Origin of the sequence: Spirosoma utsteinense (genome assembly GCF_014282275.1) — a bacterium.
In the GTDB taxonomy this organism is placed as follows: domain Bacteria; phylum Bacteroidota; class Bacteroidia; order Cytophagales; family Spirosomataceae; genus Spirosoma; species Spirosoma utsteinense.
On record NZ_VFIA01000001.1, the window covers coordinates 224,796 to 240,978 of the forward strand.

General features: G+C 50.6%; 17 protein-coding genes. 9 read left to right on the forward strand and 8 right to left on the reverse strand.

Annotation, left to right across the window (positions count from 1 at the left end; translation table 11 throughout):
* Positions 1-89: 89 nt before the first annotated feature.
* Complete coding sequence (locus FH603_RS00860; protein ID WP_186735079.1) at positions 90-557, reverse strand: FKBP-type peptidyl-prolyl cis-trans isomerase; 468 nt, start codon at positions 555-557, stop codon at positions 90-92.
* Between the two features lie 351 nt (positions 558-908).
* Between FH603_RS00860 and FH603_RS00865 the strand changes: the two genes are divergently transcribed.
* The 6 genes from FH603_RS00865 (at position 909) to FH603_RS00885 (ending at position 5,717) form a co-directional block, all read left to right on the forward strand.
* Positions 909-2,051, forward strand: a complete 1,143-nt coding sequence (locus FH603_RS00865; protein ID WP_186735081.1) for a fatty acid desaturase family protein — start codon at positions 909-911, stop codon at positions 2,049-2,051.
* 13 nt (positions 2,052-2,064) lie between these two features.
* Positions 2,065-2,967, forward strand: a complete 903-nt coding sequence (locus FH603_RS00870) for an SAM-dependent methyltransferase (RefSeq protein ID WP_186735083.1) — start codon at positions 2,065-2,067, stop codon at positions 2,965-2,967.
* Between the two features lie 76 nt (positions 2,968-3,043).
* Positions 3,044-3,169 carry a hypothetical protein gene (locus tag FH603_RS28880; protein ID WP_280529197.1) on the forward strand — a complete coding sequence of 42 codons (126 nt, stop codon included), beginning with the start codon at positions 3,044-3,046 and terminating at the stop codon, positions 3,167-3,169.
* A 194-nt stretch (positions 3,170-3,363) separates the two neighbouring features.
* Positions 3,364-3,957, forward strand: coding sequence for a fasciclin domain-containing protein (locus FH603_RS00875; protein WP_186735085.1), 594 nt, complete (start codon positions 3,364-3,366; stop codon positions 3,955-3,957).
* Positions 3,958-4,145: 188 nt separating this feature from the next.
* Entirely contained in the window at positions 4,146-4,388 is a 243-nt protein-coding gene (locus tag FH603_RS00880; protein ID WP_186735087.1) for a hypothetical protein, read from the forward strand.
* Positions 4,389-4,505: 117 nt separating this feature from the next.
* A complete protein-coding gene (locus tag FH603_RS00885) occupies positions 4,506-5,717 on the forward strand; it encodes a L,D-transpeptidase family protein (RefSeq protein ID WP_235985299.1) in 1,212 nt (403 codons plus the stop codon).
* A gap of 209 nt (positions 5,718-5,926) precedes the next feature.
* Here FH603_RS00885 and FH603_RS00890 read toward each other — a convergent pair whose 3' ends face one another.
* Positions 5,927-6,643 carry a murein L,D-transpeptidase catalytic domain family protein gene (locus FH603_RS00890; protein WP_186735089.1) on the reverse strand — a complete coding sequence of 239 codons (717 nt, stop codon included), beginning with the start codon at positions 6,641-6,643 and terminating at the stop codon, positions 5,927-5,929.
* Between the two features lie 96 nt (positions 6,644-6,739).
* Between FH603_RS00890 and FH603_RS00895 the strand changes: the two genes are divergently transcribed.
* Positions 6,740-7,480: an EcsC family protein gene (locus FH603_RS00895; protein ID WP_186735091.1), complete on the forward strand. Its 741-nt coding sequence runs from the start codon at positions 6,740-6,742 to the stop codon at positions 7,478-7,480.
* Positions 7,481-7,502: 22 nt separating this feature from the next.
* Here FH603_RS00895 and FH603_RS00900 read toward each other — a convergent pair whose 3' ends face one another.
* Both FH603_RS00900 and FH603_RS00905 read right to left on the reverse strand, forming a co-directional pair.
* Positions 7,503-8,648, reverse strand: coding sequence for a serine hydrolase domain-containing protein (locus FH603_RS00900; RefSeq protein WP_186735093.1), 1,146 nt, complete (start codon positions 8,646-8,648; stop codon positions 7,503-7,505).
* 15 nt (positions 8,649-8,663) lie between these two features.
* Entirely contained in the window at positions 8,664-9,329 is a 666-nt protein-coding gene (locus FH603_RS00905; RefSeq protein ID WP_186735095.1) for a porin family protein, read from the reverse strand.
* A 93-nt stretch (positions 9,330-9,422) separates the two neighbouring features.
* Here FH603_RS00905 and FH603_RS00910 point away from each other — a divergent pair, with 93 nt between their 5' ends.
* Positions 9,423-10,361 (forward strand): EamA/RhaT family transporter, encoded by a 939-nt coding sequence (locus tag FH603_RS00910; protein WP_186735097.1) that lies wholly within the window; start codon positions 9,423-9,425, stop codon positions 10,359-10,361.
* Positions 10,362-10,390: 29 nt separating this feature from the next.
* Here FH603_RS00910 and FH603_RS00915 read toward each other — a convergent pair whose 3' ends face one another.
* The 4 genes from FH603_RS00915 to FH603_RS00930 form a co-directional block, all read right to left on the reverse strand.
* On the reverse strand, positions 10,391-11,422 hold the full coding sequence (locus FH603_RS00915; protein WP_186735099.1) for an MlaD family protein: 1,032 nt from the start codon (positions 11,420-11,422) through the stop codon (positions 10,391-10,393).
* A gap of 26 nt (positions 11,423-11,448) precedes the next feature.
* Positions 11,449-12,204, reverse strand: a complete 756-nt coding sequence (locus FH603_RS00920; protein ID WP_186735101.1) for an ABC transporter ATP-binding protein — start codon at positions 12,202-12,204, stop codon at positions 11,449-11,451.
* A gap of 69 nt (positions 12,205-12,273) precedes the next feature.
* On the reverse strand, positions 12,274-13,089 hold the full coding sequence (locus FH603_RS00925) for an MlaE family ABC transporter permease (RefSeq protein WP_186735103.1): 816 nt from the start codon (positions 13,087-13,089) through the stop codon (positions 12,274-12,276).
* Positions 13,090-13,285: 196 nt separating this feature from the next.
* Positions 13,286-14,134 carry a lytic transglycosylase domain-containing protein gene (locus FH603_RS00930; protein WP_317171199.1) on the reverse strand — a complete coding sequence of 283 codons (849 nt, stop codon included), beginning with the start codon at positions 14,132-14,134 and terminating at the stop codon, positions 13,286-13,288.
* 327 nt (positions 14,135-14,461) lie between these two features.
* On the opposite strand from FH603_RS00930, the gene FH603_RS00935 reads away from it, so the two are divergent.
* Entirely contained in the window at positions 14,462-16,168 is a 1,707-nt protein-coding gene (locus tag FH603_RS00935) for an IlvD/Edd family dehydratase (RefSeq protein WP_186735105.1), read from the forward strand.
* The last annotated feature ends 15 nt before the right edge of the window (positions 16,169-16,183 follow it).

A 16,183-nucleotide genomic window follows, 5' to 3' on the forward strand; every position in this document is an offset into this window, starting at 1 on the left:
ACAGGCACAAAGATAAGCAGTAACCGATGAGTTTATGAGTTGGTCGATCAGGCGTAAGTTATCGACCAACTCATAAACTCATCAACTAATTAATGAGCCCCACCGGGTCCGTGAACATGACCATGGGCTAGTTCGTCGGCCGTAGCGTCACGAACTTCGAGCACTTCAATATCAAAATGCAGGTGCTGATCGGCCAGTGGATGATTACCGTCTACCGTAATTGTATCTGGCTTGACATCGGTAACGGTGATAATCTGGCCATCGTTTGCTTCGAACTGCATGCCAATATCAATTGTCTGGCTACCGAACGACCGACGTGGTACCTCCTCAATCAGTTGTGGATCACGCAAGCCATATCCTTTCTCGGGCGTAATGTCCAGGTGTAATTTATCACCAACCGTATGACCTTCCAGTCCTTCTTCCATGCCCGGAATCAGGTTGTTTTCACCGTGCAGGTAATAAAGGGGATCCTGTCCTTCGCTGGAGTCGAGCACAGTCCCGCTACTGTCGCGCAGGGTATAGTGGATAGCCGCTACTTTGTGTTTCGTAATGTTCATGACTTTGTTTCAATTTTGTGCTATGCTTTACCAAAATAACTAAACACATAAATTGGGCATAGTGGTTGCTTTTTTTACTGAAAAACCAGTTTTTAGCAATAAGTTAACACAACTAAATCAATTAAAAAAAGACGAATGGCCTTTACAAACCGTTATCATTGTGGGTATTTATTGACTGGTTGGCTACGAGTACCTCGAACTAATCAATTTTTAATCCGTTACAGATTTACCCACTTCATCCCGGGTACTCGCTCCTAATCAAAGCGTGAATTCTCCTCCTGGATCGGAAATTAGCCCGCTCGAATCTTATTTATTAAGAAACCGGGCACATGTTTAACAAATGGATTACCTATGCAGACTACATTGAAATTTACGAATACCAGTCGCTCCTTGTTTTTTAGTACTACCCGTAAGCGCGTAGATGCTTATTTTAAAGATAATAACCTTTCCCCCAACGCTAATGGGGCCATGTGGGGCAAAGTCGTCTTCTTTATGACGGGCTACGCGGTTCTTTACGGCTTGATCTTATCCAATCAGTTTAGTTTATGGGCAATGCTCGGTATGGCCATGCTACTGGGTATGTTTGCTGCGTTCATCGGTTTCAACGTGTCACACGATGCGATGCACGGGGCGCTCTCACGTCGCAGCTGGGTCAATGAATTATTCAGTAACAGCTTTTACCTGTTGGGTGCCAGTCCCTATGTCTGGAAAATTACCCATAACGTAGTTCACCATACATACACCAACATACCCGGTCACGACGAAGATATCGAGGTGGCTCCCGGTCTGATTCGTCTCGACCAGGATGAAGCCCTGCGGCCCTGGCAGCGCTATCAGCAATGGTATGCATTTCCATTGTATGGGTTGGCTTCGCTATCGTGGGTACTGCGAAAAGATTATGTCAAAATATTTAAGAACAAGATCGGCCAGACCCAGAATTCGGGCCACCCCATGAAAGAGTATGTTACGCTCTTTGTTACTAAACTGGCCTATTACGGGTTGTTTCTGGTTTTACCCTATTTAGTGCTGGACATAACCTTATGGCAGTTGGCACTTGGTTTTTTTATCATGCACTTTGTTGAAGGCTTGGTACTGGGTCTTGTTTTTCAGTTGGCGCACGTTGTTGAAGGAACCGATTTCCCCGTGCCAACAGAGCAAAACACCATCGAAGAGGCCTGGGCTATTCACCAGGTGCGGACGACCGCTAATTTCTCTCCCCGCAGTTGGCTAGCCTCCTTTTTCTGTGGTGGCCTTAACCGCCAGATCGAACACCACCTGTTTCCGAAGGTCTGTCATATTCATTATCCTGCTATTGCCGCCATTGTCGAACAAACGGCTCATGAATTTAACTTACCTTACCTGGAAAACCCTACCTTCGCAACGGCTCTCAAATCACATTACAAGATCCTGAAGATCATGGGTCGAACAAAGCCTGCTGTCTCCCGTCAGCTAGCCTATACCGATTTGGTGGATGAGCCGGTAAGCGTCTCATAAACCACCCTTTTCTATGGCCTCCCAGCAAGATTTAGAGTTTACCTACTCTACTATCGACAAAGTGTTTCGTTTAAGCATAGGCGAAACCGGCGATTATAGTGGAGCTATGTATAATGGCGATTTTTCGCTGACGCTCGAAGAGGCACAGCGGCAAAAACACCAGTTTATTGTCAACAGTCTGCGGATTGGGAACGGTACGAAAGTGCTGGACATGGGATGTGGCTGGGGGCCATTCCTTACCTATATAAAAGGTAAGGGGGCTCAGGGCCGTGGGGTAACGCTGTCTTCCGCTCAGGCAGCTGCCTGCGTGCAGAATGGACTAACGGTGGAGGTAAAGGACTGCCGTCAGATCACACCCGCCGATTATGGTATCTTTGATGCGGTAACCTGCATCGGTGGTCTGGAGCATTTCTGTTCTATCGAGCAATGGCAGGCTGGTCAGCAGGATGCTGTCTATGCTACCTTTTTCAGGAATCTCGCCGAGCTACTACCTTCTGGTGGCCGGTTCTATATGCAAACGATGGTGTTTGGTAAAAACATGATCGATTACAAGGATATAAGTTTACACGCTGACAAGAACTCGGATTCCTATGCGTTGGCGCTGATGATTGCCCAGTTTCCGGGCTCTTGGTTACCGTATGGGGCCGAGCAGGTTATTCGGAACGCTCAGCCTTATTTCAAGCTAGTATCTCAAAGTAGCGGTCGTCTGGATTATATTGAAACCATTGGCCAGTGGCGCAAACGGTTTCGGGCGTTCAGTCTGAAAAAATATGCGTTATATGCGTCGCTGCTTCCCCGGCTGTTGACGAATAAGGCATTCCAGGAAATGATTCCGGTATTCCGGGTAAGTCCAAACCGGGTTTGTTTCGAGCGGGAGACTATGGATCACTTCCGGCTGGTTTTCGAGAAAGTATAAGGTAAAGACAGACGTAACTCCTTCACATCATTCTCCCTGAAGAGGGATAGGTTGTTGGACCTGTTATTTTTGGTATATGAACGAGCGCTTTAAATTATGGCTTAAACGCGTAGGCTGGTTAGGCTTCTTCTTCTTTCTGATCAAAGGTCTCCTCTGGTTACTGATTCCATATTTGATTGCCAAAGGAATTATCTCTTTTTAAGAGGAACCGGTAGGGGGTGAAAAAAATGAGCGAAAGGCCAAATACGATTTTTGTATTTGGCCTTTCGCTCATTTTTTTCACCCCCTACACAATGTACTCCCCTATACCTACCGTTTAGTCAACAAAGTGGGGTATATTGCCCTACGCCAGCTCAGCGAGCGGGTCTCACGTTATTCGCTAAAACTATACCCAACATGACCAAACAAACACGTTTCGGATGGGCGCTTTCTATTGCCCTTCTAGCTGGAACTCAGGTAACAGTACTGGCCCAGGATCAGAATGCTACGGCTCAGGCTACCGGCGGGTCAACTACTACCGCACCCCAAAATACCATGAAACCAGGGGGGGTAACCGGCAAAGACCTGACTATCAGTGCCGCAAAGTCGGCCAGTCATACGATGTTATTTCGGGCTCTGCGTGTCTCGGGTTTAACGGATCAGGCTAGCGGAAAAGGACCATATACCGTATTTGCGCCAACAAACGATGCATTCGATAAACTTCCCACCGGCACATTCGATGAGTTGATGAAACCCGCTGCCAAGTCTAAGCTGGTCAAAGTGCTGGCATACCACGTTGTAAAGGGTAAACTCAAAGCCGCTGATTTACAGGATGGTCAGAAACTCAAGACGTTGACAGGCGGTACATTGACCGTGAATAAGGAAGGTGAGACCGTAACTATAGTAGATGGGGCCGGTAATAGTGCTACCATCAATCAGGCAGATATAGAAGCTACAAATGGGGTTGTCCATTCAGTGGACTCGGTACTGATGCCGGCTGGCGGAAAGTAAACCGTTGACAAATAACGAATTGATGCAAAAAGCCGGACCGTATCCGGCTTTTTGCATAAGCAGTAGCTGAGTCTGCTATCAGAACTGGAACTAACAGGAAGGAGTAATACCCGTAAACAATCCATATGACCTACAGTTAATCCAGAACAGGGTATAAACAAACCACAAACCTCAACGCAGAAAACGCTATGGAAAATCAGGATCAGGACAAAGAGGATATCTTACGTGCCAAGCAGGCTATCTCACCCGCAGGATTGGGTGACCGCTCCGATAAAGCAACCCGGCTTCCCGGTAACGACTCGCCCGAGGACACGCCTTTAAGTGGGCTGGATACGTCACCTTCAGACGATGAGGTGGAAGATGAAGCGACAACCCATCCCAATCGAAACCAGGATGGGAAAGTCGATATCGACAAACCGTCATACAGTTAGTCAGCATCTAACAACAAAGGCATTTCCTAACGAAATGCCTTTGTTGTTAGATGCTGACACCCGGTGATCAAATTAATTTATCCCAGTCGGTGTTATAGAATAGTATTTACTTAACGAATGAACATGAATAACCGGAATGTGTGGATTGGCGTGGCCGTAGTGGCTGGATTACTGCTTGTCTTTTTTGTTGGTCGTACTTTTTTCGCCAAAGATACCCTTCCGCCTGCCCGTGAACAGGAACAGGCCGAAGAGGGAACAAGACAGGAACAACTTACACTACACCAGGTATGCCGGTATGCCGATTCTGTCGGGATAGACACCACCCGTTTTGCTACAATCACAACCGATTCTAAAGCAGTTATATCCGATAAGCTTTCGCGCTTGTTAGTCGAAATCCGGTACGGTAAGAAGCCATCCCGGGTAGCGTACAGCGGCCTTAAAGAAACGATCGATTCCACCTGGGGCAAACAGGCAGCTAGTGCCTTCTCGCCCGTACAGCTTCAGCAAACCGCTACTTTTGGGCCCTACAACCAGCTGGTTGGCCATTATAACCGGCTGCGCAACCGGGCTAACGCTAGTCCGGCCGTTGCCGATACACTGCGACTGATCCGGCAGACGCTCAATTTCTACCGATACACGAATCGGTTTGAAGCAGATAAATTTGTTCTGGTCAACATACCGGCTGGCGAACTGAATGTATTTGACCGGGATGGCAAACGGTTGCTACCGATGCAGGTTATTGCCGGGAAAGCCGACAAGCGTACGCCCTGTATGACCACCTATATCAAGGGAATTGTAGCCTATCCGTACTGGAACGTACCACGGGGAATTGCACTGGAGGAAATGCTTCCCCGAATGAAACGTGACCTTTCCTATATCTACAACCAGAACCTCCAGATACTGGACGAGAAAGATAAAGAGGTAGACCCCGAAGAAATCGATTGGGAGAACCTGTCAGCTACAAACTTCCCTTACCGTGTACGGCAGGCCTCAGGTTGTGAGAACTCGCTTGGTTTGATCAAGTTTGAATTGGAAAACCCACTGGCAATCTACCTGCACGATACCAACAGCCGTGATCTGTTCACCCTAACCACCGACCGCTGGCGGAGTCACGGATGTGTTCGGGTACAGAAACCTGTTGAACTGGCTAATCTCGTACTGGGCAAGCAAACGTTCGATGCCGGTTTTATGGATCGCTGCCTGATCGATCAGAAACCTAAAACGCTGGCTATCCCCAAGCCTGTTCCGGTGTTTATCGCCTATAACACGGCCGACGTCGACGCATCCGGGAAGCTACGCATCTATCGGGATGTGTATGCGCTGGACTAGTTGCCATCCACCGATTGGGCCTGGCCTTACCTAATAATTGCCTTTCGTTTCAGAGTGACTTCTGGTCATAGTGAAGCGAAAGGCAACTTTTATTTGTGCTAAGGTCTGAAAATGAGTTGCCAATAGGACGCGTTGCTGGATAGCGAGTTAGCAACGCATTCCAGAAGAAGTAGAAGGGAAAGAAGGGCTGAATGACAATGTCTTCACCCTTAGAGTGAAACTGTCTGGCCACCGGTGAGGTAAGCCGAATTTTTCAGGTAATCAGGATTGGGAGAGTAAACGAATAGGCAGGTACCTCCCTTTACAACCTGAATGATCTTTTTCGACTCCGCATAAGGAACAGCCGGGCAGCCCTGGCTACGACCTAACCGGCCAGTTTTGCGGATGAACTCTTCGCAGACGTAATCGGCACCGTGAAGGACAATATTGCGGTTATATACGTTGTCGTTGAATCCTTTCTCCAATCCCTGTAGTTGCAGCGAAAGGCCGTGCTTTCCCATATACGTGTTGAGCGTTTTATAAAAGCCTAAGCTGCTCTGAAACGACGACTGGGTGTTGGAAAAAGAAGTAGCAACCAGGTCTCCCGATTTCTGGCCGTGCGATACGTACGTATTGAAGAGGATCTTCTTTTTAAGCAAATCGACGACATACAGTCGTTTCTTTGTGGAGGGCTGGCTCAAATCAACGATGGATAGAACCGGTTTTTGAGCCCCCATTTTCTGCCAGCCACGCAGGGCATAGTCGAAAACGTCGCGTTGAAGACCAAATTGATCGAGATTAAGCTGATCGTAAATGGTGGGGTTCCGGTGAGCGTTAATAGCCTTTTTAAGGGTGGCAACAAGTTTTCTGTCGTTGGTTCGGATTTCGGTTGAGCTGGTGCTTGCAATGTTAAGCAGAACGACCAAAACAAGGCAGATTCTCTTCATAAAAAGACGGAAATGATCAGAAGATAATAAGGAAAAAACGACAGAGAGAGGATTTTAATTCGTTAAAATTAGTTCTTTTTATATAAAATCTCATCTATGACCTCCTACGAAATTGCGGTTCGTGATGAACTGATACGCTGGCAAGAGGCAATGCAAAAGCCGCCTTCAGCCGTTGGAAGGCTTTCTACAGCGGTGCAACGCCGGATCAATCGCATCATTCCTGATCGGATACATCAGGCCATTACGGTAGCCATCAAGCAAATGACACGGGCGGTTCTGTTCGGTGCCGAGTTCCTTACCCGGCAGCCTGCCACGGGTATGACATTGACAGAACGGGATGCGGCTGTGGCCAGACGGATCAATTTCTACCGAAAGACAAGCGCTGCCGAAGGGGGCGTAACGGGGGCAGGAGGTATCCTGTTGAGCTTTGCCGATTTTCCACTGCTGCTGAGCCTGAAAATGAAGCTGCTTTTCGAAATCGCAGCTTTATACGGCTATTCGGTCAGCGACTACCGCGAGCGGGTATTTATCCTATACGTATTTCAACTGGCCTTCTCAAGTCAGGAGCGTCGCCAGTCTGTTTACCGGAATGTGGCCGACTGGGCTGAACACAGCCGCCAGCTACCCAATGATATCAACCAGTTCGACTGGCTCACGTTTCAGCAGGAATACCGTGACTACATCGACTTAGCCAAGCTGGCCCAGTTGATTCCAGGTATCGGAGCCGCCGTGGGAATTGTTGTCAACTACCGGCTTGTCAATCAGCTGGGCCGTACGGCCATGAATGCCTACCGGATGCGTTGGCTGGCGGAGAACGAGATGAAACAAGTGTCCTGAGTTATCCAGACAGGTAACTGCATCAGCGCTTTGCGGCTGGGGAAGGGCTGTCTTTTCTGTGAGGAGCATAACCCAGGAACTCAGGTGCCGGATGATCACCCCCGAGGAAATGGGTTACCATCTCCCGGCTGATGTTCAACCCGTTGGCACTATTGGTGAAATACACTAGTGCATTGCCTTGCTCCCGGCTGGCAGTCACGTAACATTTATAACTGCCATTGTCGCCCCAATGCCAGAAGTAGTCACCTGCCGGTGTATGCTCTAGCCCAAAACCCAGACCCCAGCTTAAAGAAGGAGAGAGGCCATCTTCTCCAAAAAGTTTTTTGGGGAGCTGCGTCTGGCGGGACAGCATTTGATCGGCAGTTTTCAGTTTCAGGCCACTGCCTGTCAGTATAGCTATCACAAACCGGGCATAATCATCGGCGGTAGTCTGTAGGGAGTAGGCTACGTTTGGCTGCTCCGGTTTCCCCTTTGGCTCCACCTGGCCGGATTCGTCATGTGGTAACGCAAAGTTGGTGTCGAATGCCGGGTTCCAGATGTAACTGCTCCGGGTCATCTGTAGGGGACCGAAAACACGCTCCGTCATCAACTCATTCAAGGGTTTTCCCGTGAGCTTCTGAACTACTTTCTGTAGGTATACAAAACCCTCACCGGAATAACCGAATCGCTGGCCGGGGGTAAACAGTAGGGAAAGCACCTTCGACTTTCGGTTTTTGCGCCAGTTAGGAAACCCCGTTTGGTGGCTGAGCACCATGCGCGTGGTGATTTGCTTATAGCGTTCGTCGGATGCTATATCCGTATAAGGCAGGTAGTTGAACAGGGGTGTATCTAACGCCAGCACGCCTTCATCTACCAATTGCAGAACGGCATAGGCAAAGACAGGCTTACTCAGCGAGGCCGCATCGAATACGGTGGCCGACGTTACCCGCTGCGACGAGTCGGTAGTGGTAAGCCCATACCCCTGGCTGTATTGCAGTCTATTACCCTGGATGATGGCAACAGACAGACCGGGTATGTGAGCGCTATCCATGAGTTGCTGAACGAACTGATCAATAACGACCGGCGTCCGTTCCGGCATGACCACCTGAGCAGCGGCAGGCTCCAGCCCGAGGAAGATGAGCAATATACACAGAGTCCGGTAGTCAGGAAAAAGAGGCAGTAAACGCATAAAATAATAGGGTCTTCAGAGGGCGTACGTTATCTGAGCCAATATATTCACTTCATACGACGAGTTATACGTTCGGGCTCCACCAAACCGACCCAGGTTATAGGACCAGACTGGCTGGACAATCAGTGCCCACCGGCGAGCAGGTTGATAGCGGCCACCAACGCCTAGTAAAGGTTGAAAGATCGGACCCGTGTCGGTTTTAAGTCGTAGACGCTGCGTTGGCTCATCGATTCGGTCAACGATGACGCGCGCGTTCAGGGGAAAGTCGAGCCACAGACCCAGTGAGAAATAGGGCGCGAACCGCCGGGTGGTCAACTGGTAATTGAGCAGGAGGGGCACGCGTAGGGTGCGACTTCTCAGTGTTGTTGTGCCTTCACCTGCTGCGGCCAGCCGGGCCTGCTGCCTCGCTGTCTGACTATACCAGATACCTGTAGCGACCGACCAGCCGGGCGCGTAGGTGTAGTGGGCTCCCAGACCTGCCGTGAAACCGATAGTGTTCACAGTACCAGCCAGAAAAACGGGCTCCACCACCTGGCCATCGCTATCAGGATAGAGGTAGGTTCGGTTGTGGTTGGTTCGGACCAGGGTGGGCGAGGCTGTCGCTGAGATCGAGAACGTACGCTGGCTAAAAGCGACTGTCGCCGACAGGCAAAACAGGGCAACGTACAGTTTTTTGAACATAGGCCGCAAAGTTATACGATATGGCTGCTGAATATACGCTGAATCGTAAGCGACAAGGGTGTAGTTTCGCAGAAAATTATCGTTCAGTTCATTATGTTATTCCTACTCCTGAGTATCGGTCTGTCTGTTTTACTGTTGCTGAACTTCCGGTTGTTTCCCCGGTACAACCTCAATACATTTCAGGCCATCGTATTCAACTACCCTGTTTGTTTCCTGACCGGCTATTTGCTGTTACCAGCCGATCAGTCCTTTCACATCGATTTTGCCCAGACCTGGACTTGGCTGGCTCTCGGTTTGGGCGTAGGATTCATCGTAACGTTTCTGCTGTCAGGAGCCAGTACGCAGCGGATGGGTATTACGGCCACTTCATTGGCCAATAACCTGTCGCTGGTGATTCCGGTTTGTTTCAGCCTGTTCGTGTTCAACGCAGCCAGTACGAAGGCGGGCAGCGGTTTCGACGCTTTCAATTACCTGGGCCTGGTGCTGGCCGTCGTGGCCGTTGGGCTGAGTACCTACAAAGAAGAAAGCAAGTCCGACAAGGAAACCAATCCGATGAACACGCCCAAATCCCGTCGAATGGGCCTACAGGTGCTGCTGCCCGTGGCCGTTTTTCTGTGCTACGGAGCAACCAATACCATGATTAACTACATGAACCTGCGGTACATACCCTCAACCGATAAGACCATTCAGGTGACGCTGACAATGGTAATTGGTGCTGTTGTAGCTGGTCTGCTCATGCTGACGGTACGCCTGGTGCAGGGAAAAGAAACTATTCACCCGCGCAGTCTGATCGGGGCCGTAACCCTGGGCGTTCCTAACTTTCTTAGCTTTTATACCCTGCTGCTGGCTTTGTCGGCATTCAACGGAAACGGCGCGTTTGTGTATCCAACTTATAATATTGGGGTCATTCTACTAGCCGCACTCGTAGCCGCACTGTTCTTTCGGGAGCGCTTGTCGGTGGCCAATAAGGTCGGTCTGGCTCTGGCGGTTCTTGCCATTGGCCTTATTTCATGGCAGGAACTGGCAGCCTAGCCCCGAAAGTCAATGCCGAAGATAGCGTCCTACGGCTGGGGTTGCACCACAGTCGTACTATCTGCTTTACGTTTGGACTCTTCTTTGGCCTTTTTCTTGAAAAAGCCCCGTAGCAGGAAATTGCTTTGAGCAGCCTTCAGGTCCTCGTTCAGTAACTCCGTACCCTTATTCAGGTTGCGCAGGGTCGTGCGGAGGTTCGTAGCCGTTTCCTGATCGGTCAGCAACACACCCAGCGGGCTGTTCGTGTTGTTGAGCTTTTCGGAAGCCCGGTTCACATTCTCGGAGGTCAGATTAAGCGTGCTAACGGTTTTTTCGGCCGAGCCCGCTGCATTCTCCAGCCGGGATGCAGTTCGGCTCAGTCGCCGGAATACGGTAGTGTCGGTCACCAGTTCGTTGGCCAGCGACCCCTTCGTATTGAGTTTAGCCGCAAACGCCGACACGGAACCCGTTACTTTTACCGTATTGAGCGAAGCTTTCTGTAGGTTCTCCATCGCCAGTTTGAAGTTATTAGCCACAACTGAATCGGTCAGAACGGCACCAACCGTTCCTTTACCCCGGCGGATGTTGCCTACCAGTGCTTTAAAATCGTTGGTAACCCGGAGCAGGTTCTGGTTATTCTCCTGCAAGGTTTCCAATACCTTATCGGAACTCAGAGCCTCCTGGGTTTTCAACCGGTCGTTCTCTTCCACCGGCCCGGCTTTGGGCGTACCGCCGAAAATCTGAACGATCTTGTTGCCGATCAGCCCATCCGAGCTGATGGTGGCCTGGGCATCTTTCCGGATATACGACTGGGCGCTCTGCTCAATATCCATATCGACTTCCACCTGATTCGTTCCGAAAAATTTGACCCGTTTGATAGTGCCAATTTTCACCCCCGAAAACCAGACGTTGTTACCGGCCTTCAACCCGGCGACATCGCTGAAAACGGCCATGATGCGAATGCTTTTGGTGAAGCGTTTTTGTTGACCGCCCAGGACAAACACCCCGGCCACGAAAATAAGGACGCCCAGCAGGACGAAGATGCCAACGACAACGGAGCGTTTATTCGATTCTGTACTCATCGGTTATAAGGGGCTGTGAACCCTGTTCAGTTCACGAAATTATAATTGTAAAACTGCTGAACCCGCTCGTCGGGATCGGCGAAAACCTCATCGAAAGTACCCACCCGTTCAAACTTGCCATCCAGCAACATGGCAACCCGGTCGCCGGTTGCTTTAGCACAGGTCAGATCGTGGGTAATGATGATCGATGTGGCTTTGTATCGTTCACGTACCTCATTGATGAGGTTATTGATTTCAATGCAGGTGATAGGGTCCAGGCCGGCTGTTGGTTCATCATATAACATGATCTCGGGCTTCAGAATCATCGTCCGGGCAATACCGATCCGCTTACGCTGCCCGCCAGACAGTTCAGACGGCATCTGGTTGATGGTTTGCGACAGCCCCACATCGTCAAGCGCTTCTTCAACGGCCCGGTCAATGTCGGCCCGGCTCAGGTTGCGTATGTTGCGTACAAGCGGGAATTCCAGGTTCTCCCGAATACTCATACTATCGTACAGCGCACTGCTCTGAAATGAAAAACCGACCTGCCGTCGAAAAGCATCCAGGTCTCTGCCACGTAACTGATCGACAGCCTGGCTCAGTACAACAACGCTGCCGGCGTCGGGTTTGAGCAGGCCAACCATTATTTTGATCAGGACCGATTTGCCCGTACCCGAACGCCCCAGAACGACCACGTTTTCGCTCCGGAATACGTCCAGATCAACGCCCTGCAACACGTGCAGATCGCCGAAGGACTTGCATAGTCCCCGAATGGTGATGACTGGTTCGGTAGATGGTGTCATGTAGTAAAGAGTAAATAAATAAGTGAATGTGTAAATAAGCCATCCAGGCTGGCCCGTTACTACTTCCACTCAACTGCCCCGAATAGCGCCCACAATTTGCAGCGAGAGCAATTCTTCAATAAATACCAGAAACATGGATGTGACAACAGCTGAATTTGCCGCTTTCCCAACGCCCTCCGTTCCTTTTGATGAATGGTAACCTTTATAACAGCCAACTATACCGATCGTAAAACCAAATACAATGGATTTGATCAGCGATGCGAAGATGTCTACGTAGGTAATAGCACCAAATACTTCCTGGATATAGGACGTAAAACTGGTTTGTTCGTGCTGATTGACATTGATATAAGCCCCAATGAGGGCGACGAATATCGTGTACATCGTCAGCAACGGAATGGTGAACGAGGTGGCAATAACCCGGCTGACGACCAGAAACTTGAAAGGATCGGTACCCGATACTTCCATCGCGTCGATTTGCTCCGTTACGTTCATCGATCCCAGCTCTGCCCCAATGCTCGATCCAACTTTACCTGCTGCAATCAGGGCCGTTACGAGCGGACCCAGCGCCCGAACAATGGCGATAGCGATCAGGGAAGGTAGCCACGATGCAGCACCGAACTCGGTAAGGGAGGGGCGGGATTGATTGGTAAAGACAATACCGGTGATGAAACCAGTGGTAGAAATAAGCAGTAAAGACCTGTAGCCCACTTCGTAACACTGTCTGACAATTTCCTTGAACTCATAAGGAGGCAGGAACATTTCCCTGAAAAAACGGCCGACGAACGAGGATACGTCGGCTAAATCCAGAAAAAGCCGGTCGAGTCGCCGGGTAATGACGGGCCGGTCAGGTTCCCGATCAGCGGGTTTTGTCGTGTCAGACTGCATTCAAACGCGGGATGTAGTGCCGGCCGGATGTTTACCCGGCCGTTGGAGTACTCTAATAACTGATTTGGCGGGGTAGGGTTTCGATTAGCCCTAACTCTTGTGAGCGAAACCACATTTTTGTACCAAAAGAACGCAGAAAAACCGCCCGATCAACCTGGTAAAGTATATCGGGCGGTTTTTTTAGGCTATACGGGCATCAACTCAGGCGGGCCAGGCCAGCGGCTGGCCAGGGTTGATAGGCCGTTTGGGTGGCCGGTGACAAAAACGATGAGTAGTCGCCGGGACGCGACATCACTTCTTTATAGAGCAGTACCCGGAACAGGTAATACTGGGTTTCACGCGGGAGCCGCATCTGGTAGTAGTCGCGGTGCGATTGGCGCTTCAGTTGCCCACTAATGTAGCCCGGTCCTACATTGTAAGCCGCGGCAACCAGTGACCAGGAACCTAGTTGGGTGTAGAGTGCCCGGAGGTATTTGCAGGCGGCTTCTGTGGCTTTATGCACATTGAAACGTTCGTCGGTTTTGCTGTTCACCTTGAGGCCTAACGAGCGGGCTGTGCCAGGCATGAGCTGCCAGTAACCCGCGGCTCCGGCCCGTGAAACGGCTTTAGGGCGCAAGCCGCTTTCGGCTAAAGGCACATACCGAAAATCGTCGGGGATGTCGTGTTTCTTTAAGATAGGATCGATAATGGGAAAGAACGAATCAGCCCGTCGTTGTATATCGCCCAGGTCGCTGGCATGGGGTCGGAACAGGGTAAATACCCGTTTCCAGCGATCGGCTACATTGGTTTGATCGAGCGGTAAACATTCTCCACAAAAATTGACATCGAGCATGGGCAGATCGGGGGCTGCCGTAGTGGAGTTTGCCAGTCGGGTGGTCATCATATCTGCACCGGTCAGGATCGACCGGGTAGCATCGGCGTTAACCGTAACCTTATTGGCAGATGAAGCCGATTGAAGAAGGGGGGATGCCGTTATTCGGGCTGCAACTGTAGTCGCCGGGCGAATAGCCGCCATCAATAGGGAAAATCCAACTCGTATTAGCAAGACACAAAAGAGATGATGATAGGAAAGTAACGTTTTGATTGAACGGTTTAGTTTATTGATTATCAATATTTTACATAAACGGCTTTTATATGGAAAAAGGCAAATGAAGGTGTGTGGACAGAAACTTGCTGAGTTTCACGCCCTTAGAGCGACCCTGGTTAAATTGATTTCGTACAAAAAAAAAGGCTAGTGGGAGCCTGTCGAAAGCCCGGTCAGACAGTCGATTATTCCGTCATTGGAAGATAGATTGGCTCAGGAGAAAAGTAAAACGGCCCTCTCATTGGCTTTACCGATAACTATCGACAGATTTTTGTACTCCTCCAGATAATGCCTTTACGCTCGCAAGATTGGTTTGGCCGCACCGGAAAAGATGGCTTTATATATCGTGCCTGGATGAAAAACCAGGGATTTCCGCATCACGAATTCGAAGGGAAACCTGTCATCGGGATTTGTAATACCTGGTCTGAACTGACCCCCTGCAATGCCCATTTCCGGGAACTGGCCGAAGCCATAAAGCGGGGCGTGTGGGAAGCCGGTGGTTTTCCGCTGGAATTTCCGGTCATGTCGCTCGGCGAATGCCAGATCAAACCTACCGCCATGCTGTTCCGGAATCTGGCCAGCATGGACGTTGAAGAAAGCATCCGGGGTAACTCGATCGATGGCGTTATTCTGATGTGTGGTTGTGATAAGACAACGCCTTCGCTGGTGATGGGGGCTTGTAGTGTCGATATTCCTACCATGGTCGTGTCGGGTGGGCCTATGCTGGCCGGGCGGTTCCAGGGACGGAAAATTGGCACCTCGGATTTGTGGCGCTTCGCCGAAGATTTCAAGATGGGCCTGATGTCGCAGGCCGAGTTCGTTGCGGCCGAAGCCAGTATGGCCCGTAGTCAGGGTCACTGTGCCGTAATGGGAACGGCCAGTACGATGGCGGCTATGGTGGAGTCGCTGGGCCTGAGTTTACCCGATAATGCGACGATCCCGGCCGCCGATTCACGCCGGAAGGTGCTCGCCCACATGACCGGCGTCCGGATGGTCGAGCTGGCTCGCGAGAACGTAAAACCGTCACAAATTCTGACCCGGAAGGCGTTCGAGAATGCCATTATGGTCAATGCTGCACTGGGTGGTTCAACCAACTTTATCTTGCACCTGACGGCCATTGCCGGGCGGGTAGGGGTCGATTTGTCGCTGGATGATTTCGATCTGCTGTCGGCCAAAATACCACTGCTGGCAAACCTGCAGCCGTCGGGCGAACACTTCGTCGAAGATCTGTTCTACGCCGGTGGATTGCCTGCTGTCATCCGTGAATTGCGGAACGTGCTCCATAATGATGTTTTAACGGTAAATGGGCATAGTATTGGCGACAATTGTGTCAACGCGCAATGCTACGACCCGGCCGTAATTGCTACCATCGATAACCCTTTCAAACCCGAGTCGGGGGTCGCTGTGTTACGGGGTAATCTGTGCCCGCATGGGGCTGTGCTGAAGCCCTCGGCCGCCACACCGGCGCTGATGCAGCATACCGGCCGGGCGGTGGTCTTTGAAAACATTGACGATTATAAGACCCGTATCGACGATCCAAACCTCGATGTCGATCCTACCTGTGTGCTGGTCCTGAAAAACGTAGGGCCAAAGGGATACCCGGGTATGCCCGAAGTAGGAAACATGCAGTTACCAGCCAAAATTCTGGCGCAGGGCGTTCACGACATGGTCCGTATTTCGGACGGACGTATGAGCGGTACAGGTTTCGGAACGGTGGTACTACACGTATCGCCTGAAGCAGCCGTGGGTGGCAATCTTGCCCTGGTTCAAAATGGCGATCTCATTACGCTTGATGTAGAAAACCGGCGCCTGCATCTTCATGTATCGGATGAAGAGCTGGCTGGCCGGCTGGTACATTTCAAGCCGGTCGATCTGGGCTATGACCGGGGGTATGTCAACCTGTATATACGCCACGTGACGCAGGCTCACGAAGGGGCCGACTTTGACTTTCTGCGGGGTGGTTCGGGTAGCGAGGTTAAGCGGGATTCGCACTAGAGCGTTTCCGTTTTC

What these genes read in the sequence shown, in the direction of transcription:
- FH603_RS00920 (WP_186735101.1), bottom strand. Translation starts at nt 12,204, where the DNA reads ATGACACCATCTACCGAACCAGTCATCACCATTCGGGGACTATGCAAG.
- FH603_RS00890 (WP_186735089.1), bottom strand. Translation starts at nt 6,643, where the DNA reads ATGAAGAGAATCTGCCTTGTTTTGGTCGTTCTGCTTAACATTGCAAGC.
- FH603_RS00905 (WP_186735095.1), bottom strand. Translation starts at nt 9,329, where the DNA reads ATGTTCAAAAAACTGTACGTTGCCCTGTTTTGCCTGTCGGCGACAGTC.
- FH603_RS00875 (WP_186735085.1), top strand. Translation starts at nt 3,364, where the DNA reads ATGACCAAACAAACACGTTTCGGATGGGCGCTTTCTATTGCCCTTCTA.
- FH603_RS00935 (WP_186735105.1), top strand. Translation starts at nt 14,462, where the DNA reads ATGCCTTTACGCTCGCAAGATTGGTTTGGCCGCACCGGAAAAGATGGC.
- FH603_RS00885 (WP_235985299.1), top strand. Translation starts at nt 4,506, where the DNA reads ATGAACATGAATAACCGGAATGTGTGGATTGGCGTGGCCGTAGTGGCT.
- FH603_RS00925 (WP_186735103.1), bottom strand. Translation starts at nt 13,089, where the DNA reads ATGCAGTCTGACACGACAAAACCCGCTGATCGGGAACCTGACCGGCCC.
- FH603_RS28880 (WP_280529197.1), top strand. Translation starts at nt 3,044, where the DNA reads ATGAACGAGCGCTTTAAATTATGGCTTAAACGCGTAGGCTGGTTAGGC.
- FH603_RS00895 (WP_186735091.1), top strand. Translation starts at nt 6,740, where the DNA reads ATGACCTCCTACGAAATTGCGGTTCGTGATGAACTGATACGCTGGCAA.
- FH603_RS00860 (WP_186735079.1), bottom strand. Translation starts at nt 557, where the DNA reads ATGAACATTACGAAACACAAAGTAGCGGCTATCCACTATACCCTGCGC.
- FH603_RS00870 (WP_186735083.1), top strand. Translation starts at nt 2,065, where the DNA reads ATGGCCTCCCAGCAAGATTTAGAGTTTACCTACTCTACTATCGACAAA.
- FH603_RS00865 (WP_186735081.1), top strand. Translation starts at nt 909, where the DNA reads ATGCAGACTACATTGAAATTTACGAATACCAGTCGCTCCTTGTTTTTT.
- FH603_RS00880 (WP_186735087.1), top strand. Translation starts at nt 4,146, where the DNA reads ATGGAAAATCAGGATCAGGACAAAGAGGATATCTTACGTGCCAAGCAG.
- FH603_RS00915 (WP_186735099.1), bottom strand. Translation starts at nt 11,422, where the DNA reads ATGAGTACAGAATCGAATAAACGCTCCGTTGTCGTTGGCATCTTCGTC.
- FH603_RS00910 (WP_186735097.1), top strand. Translation starts at nt 9,423, where the DNA reads ATGTTATTCCTACTCCTGAGTATCGGTCTGTCTGTTTTACTGTTGCTG.
- FH603_RS00900 (WP_186735093.1), bottom strand. Translation starts at nt 8,648, where the DNA reads ATGCGTTTACTGCCTCTTTTTCCTGACTACCGGACTCTGTGTATATTG.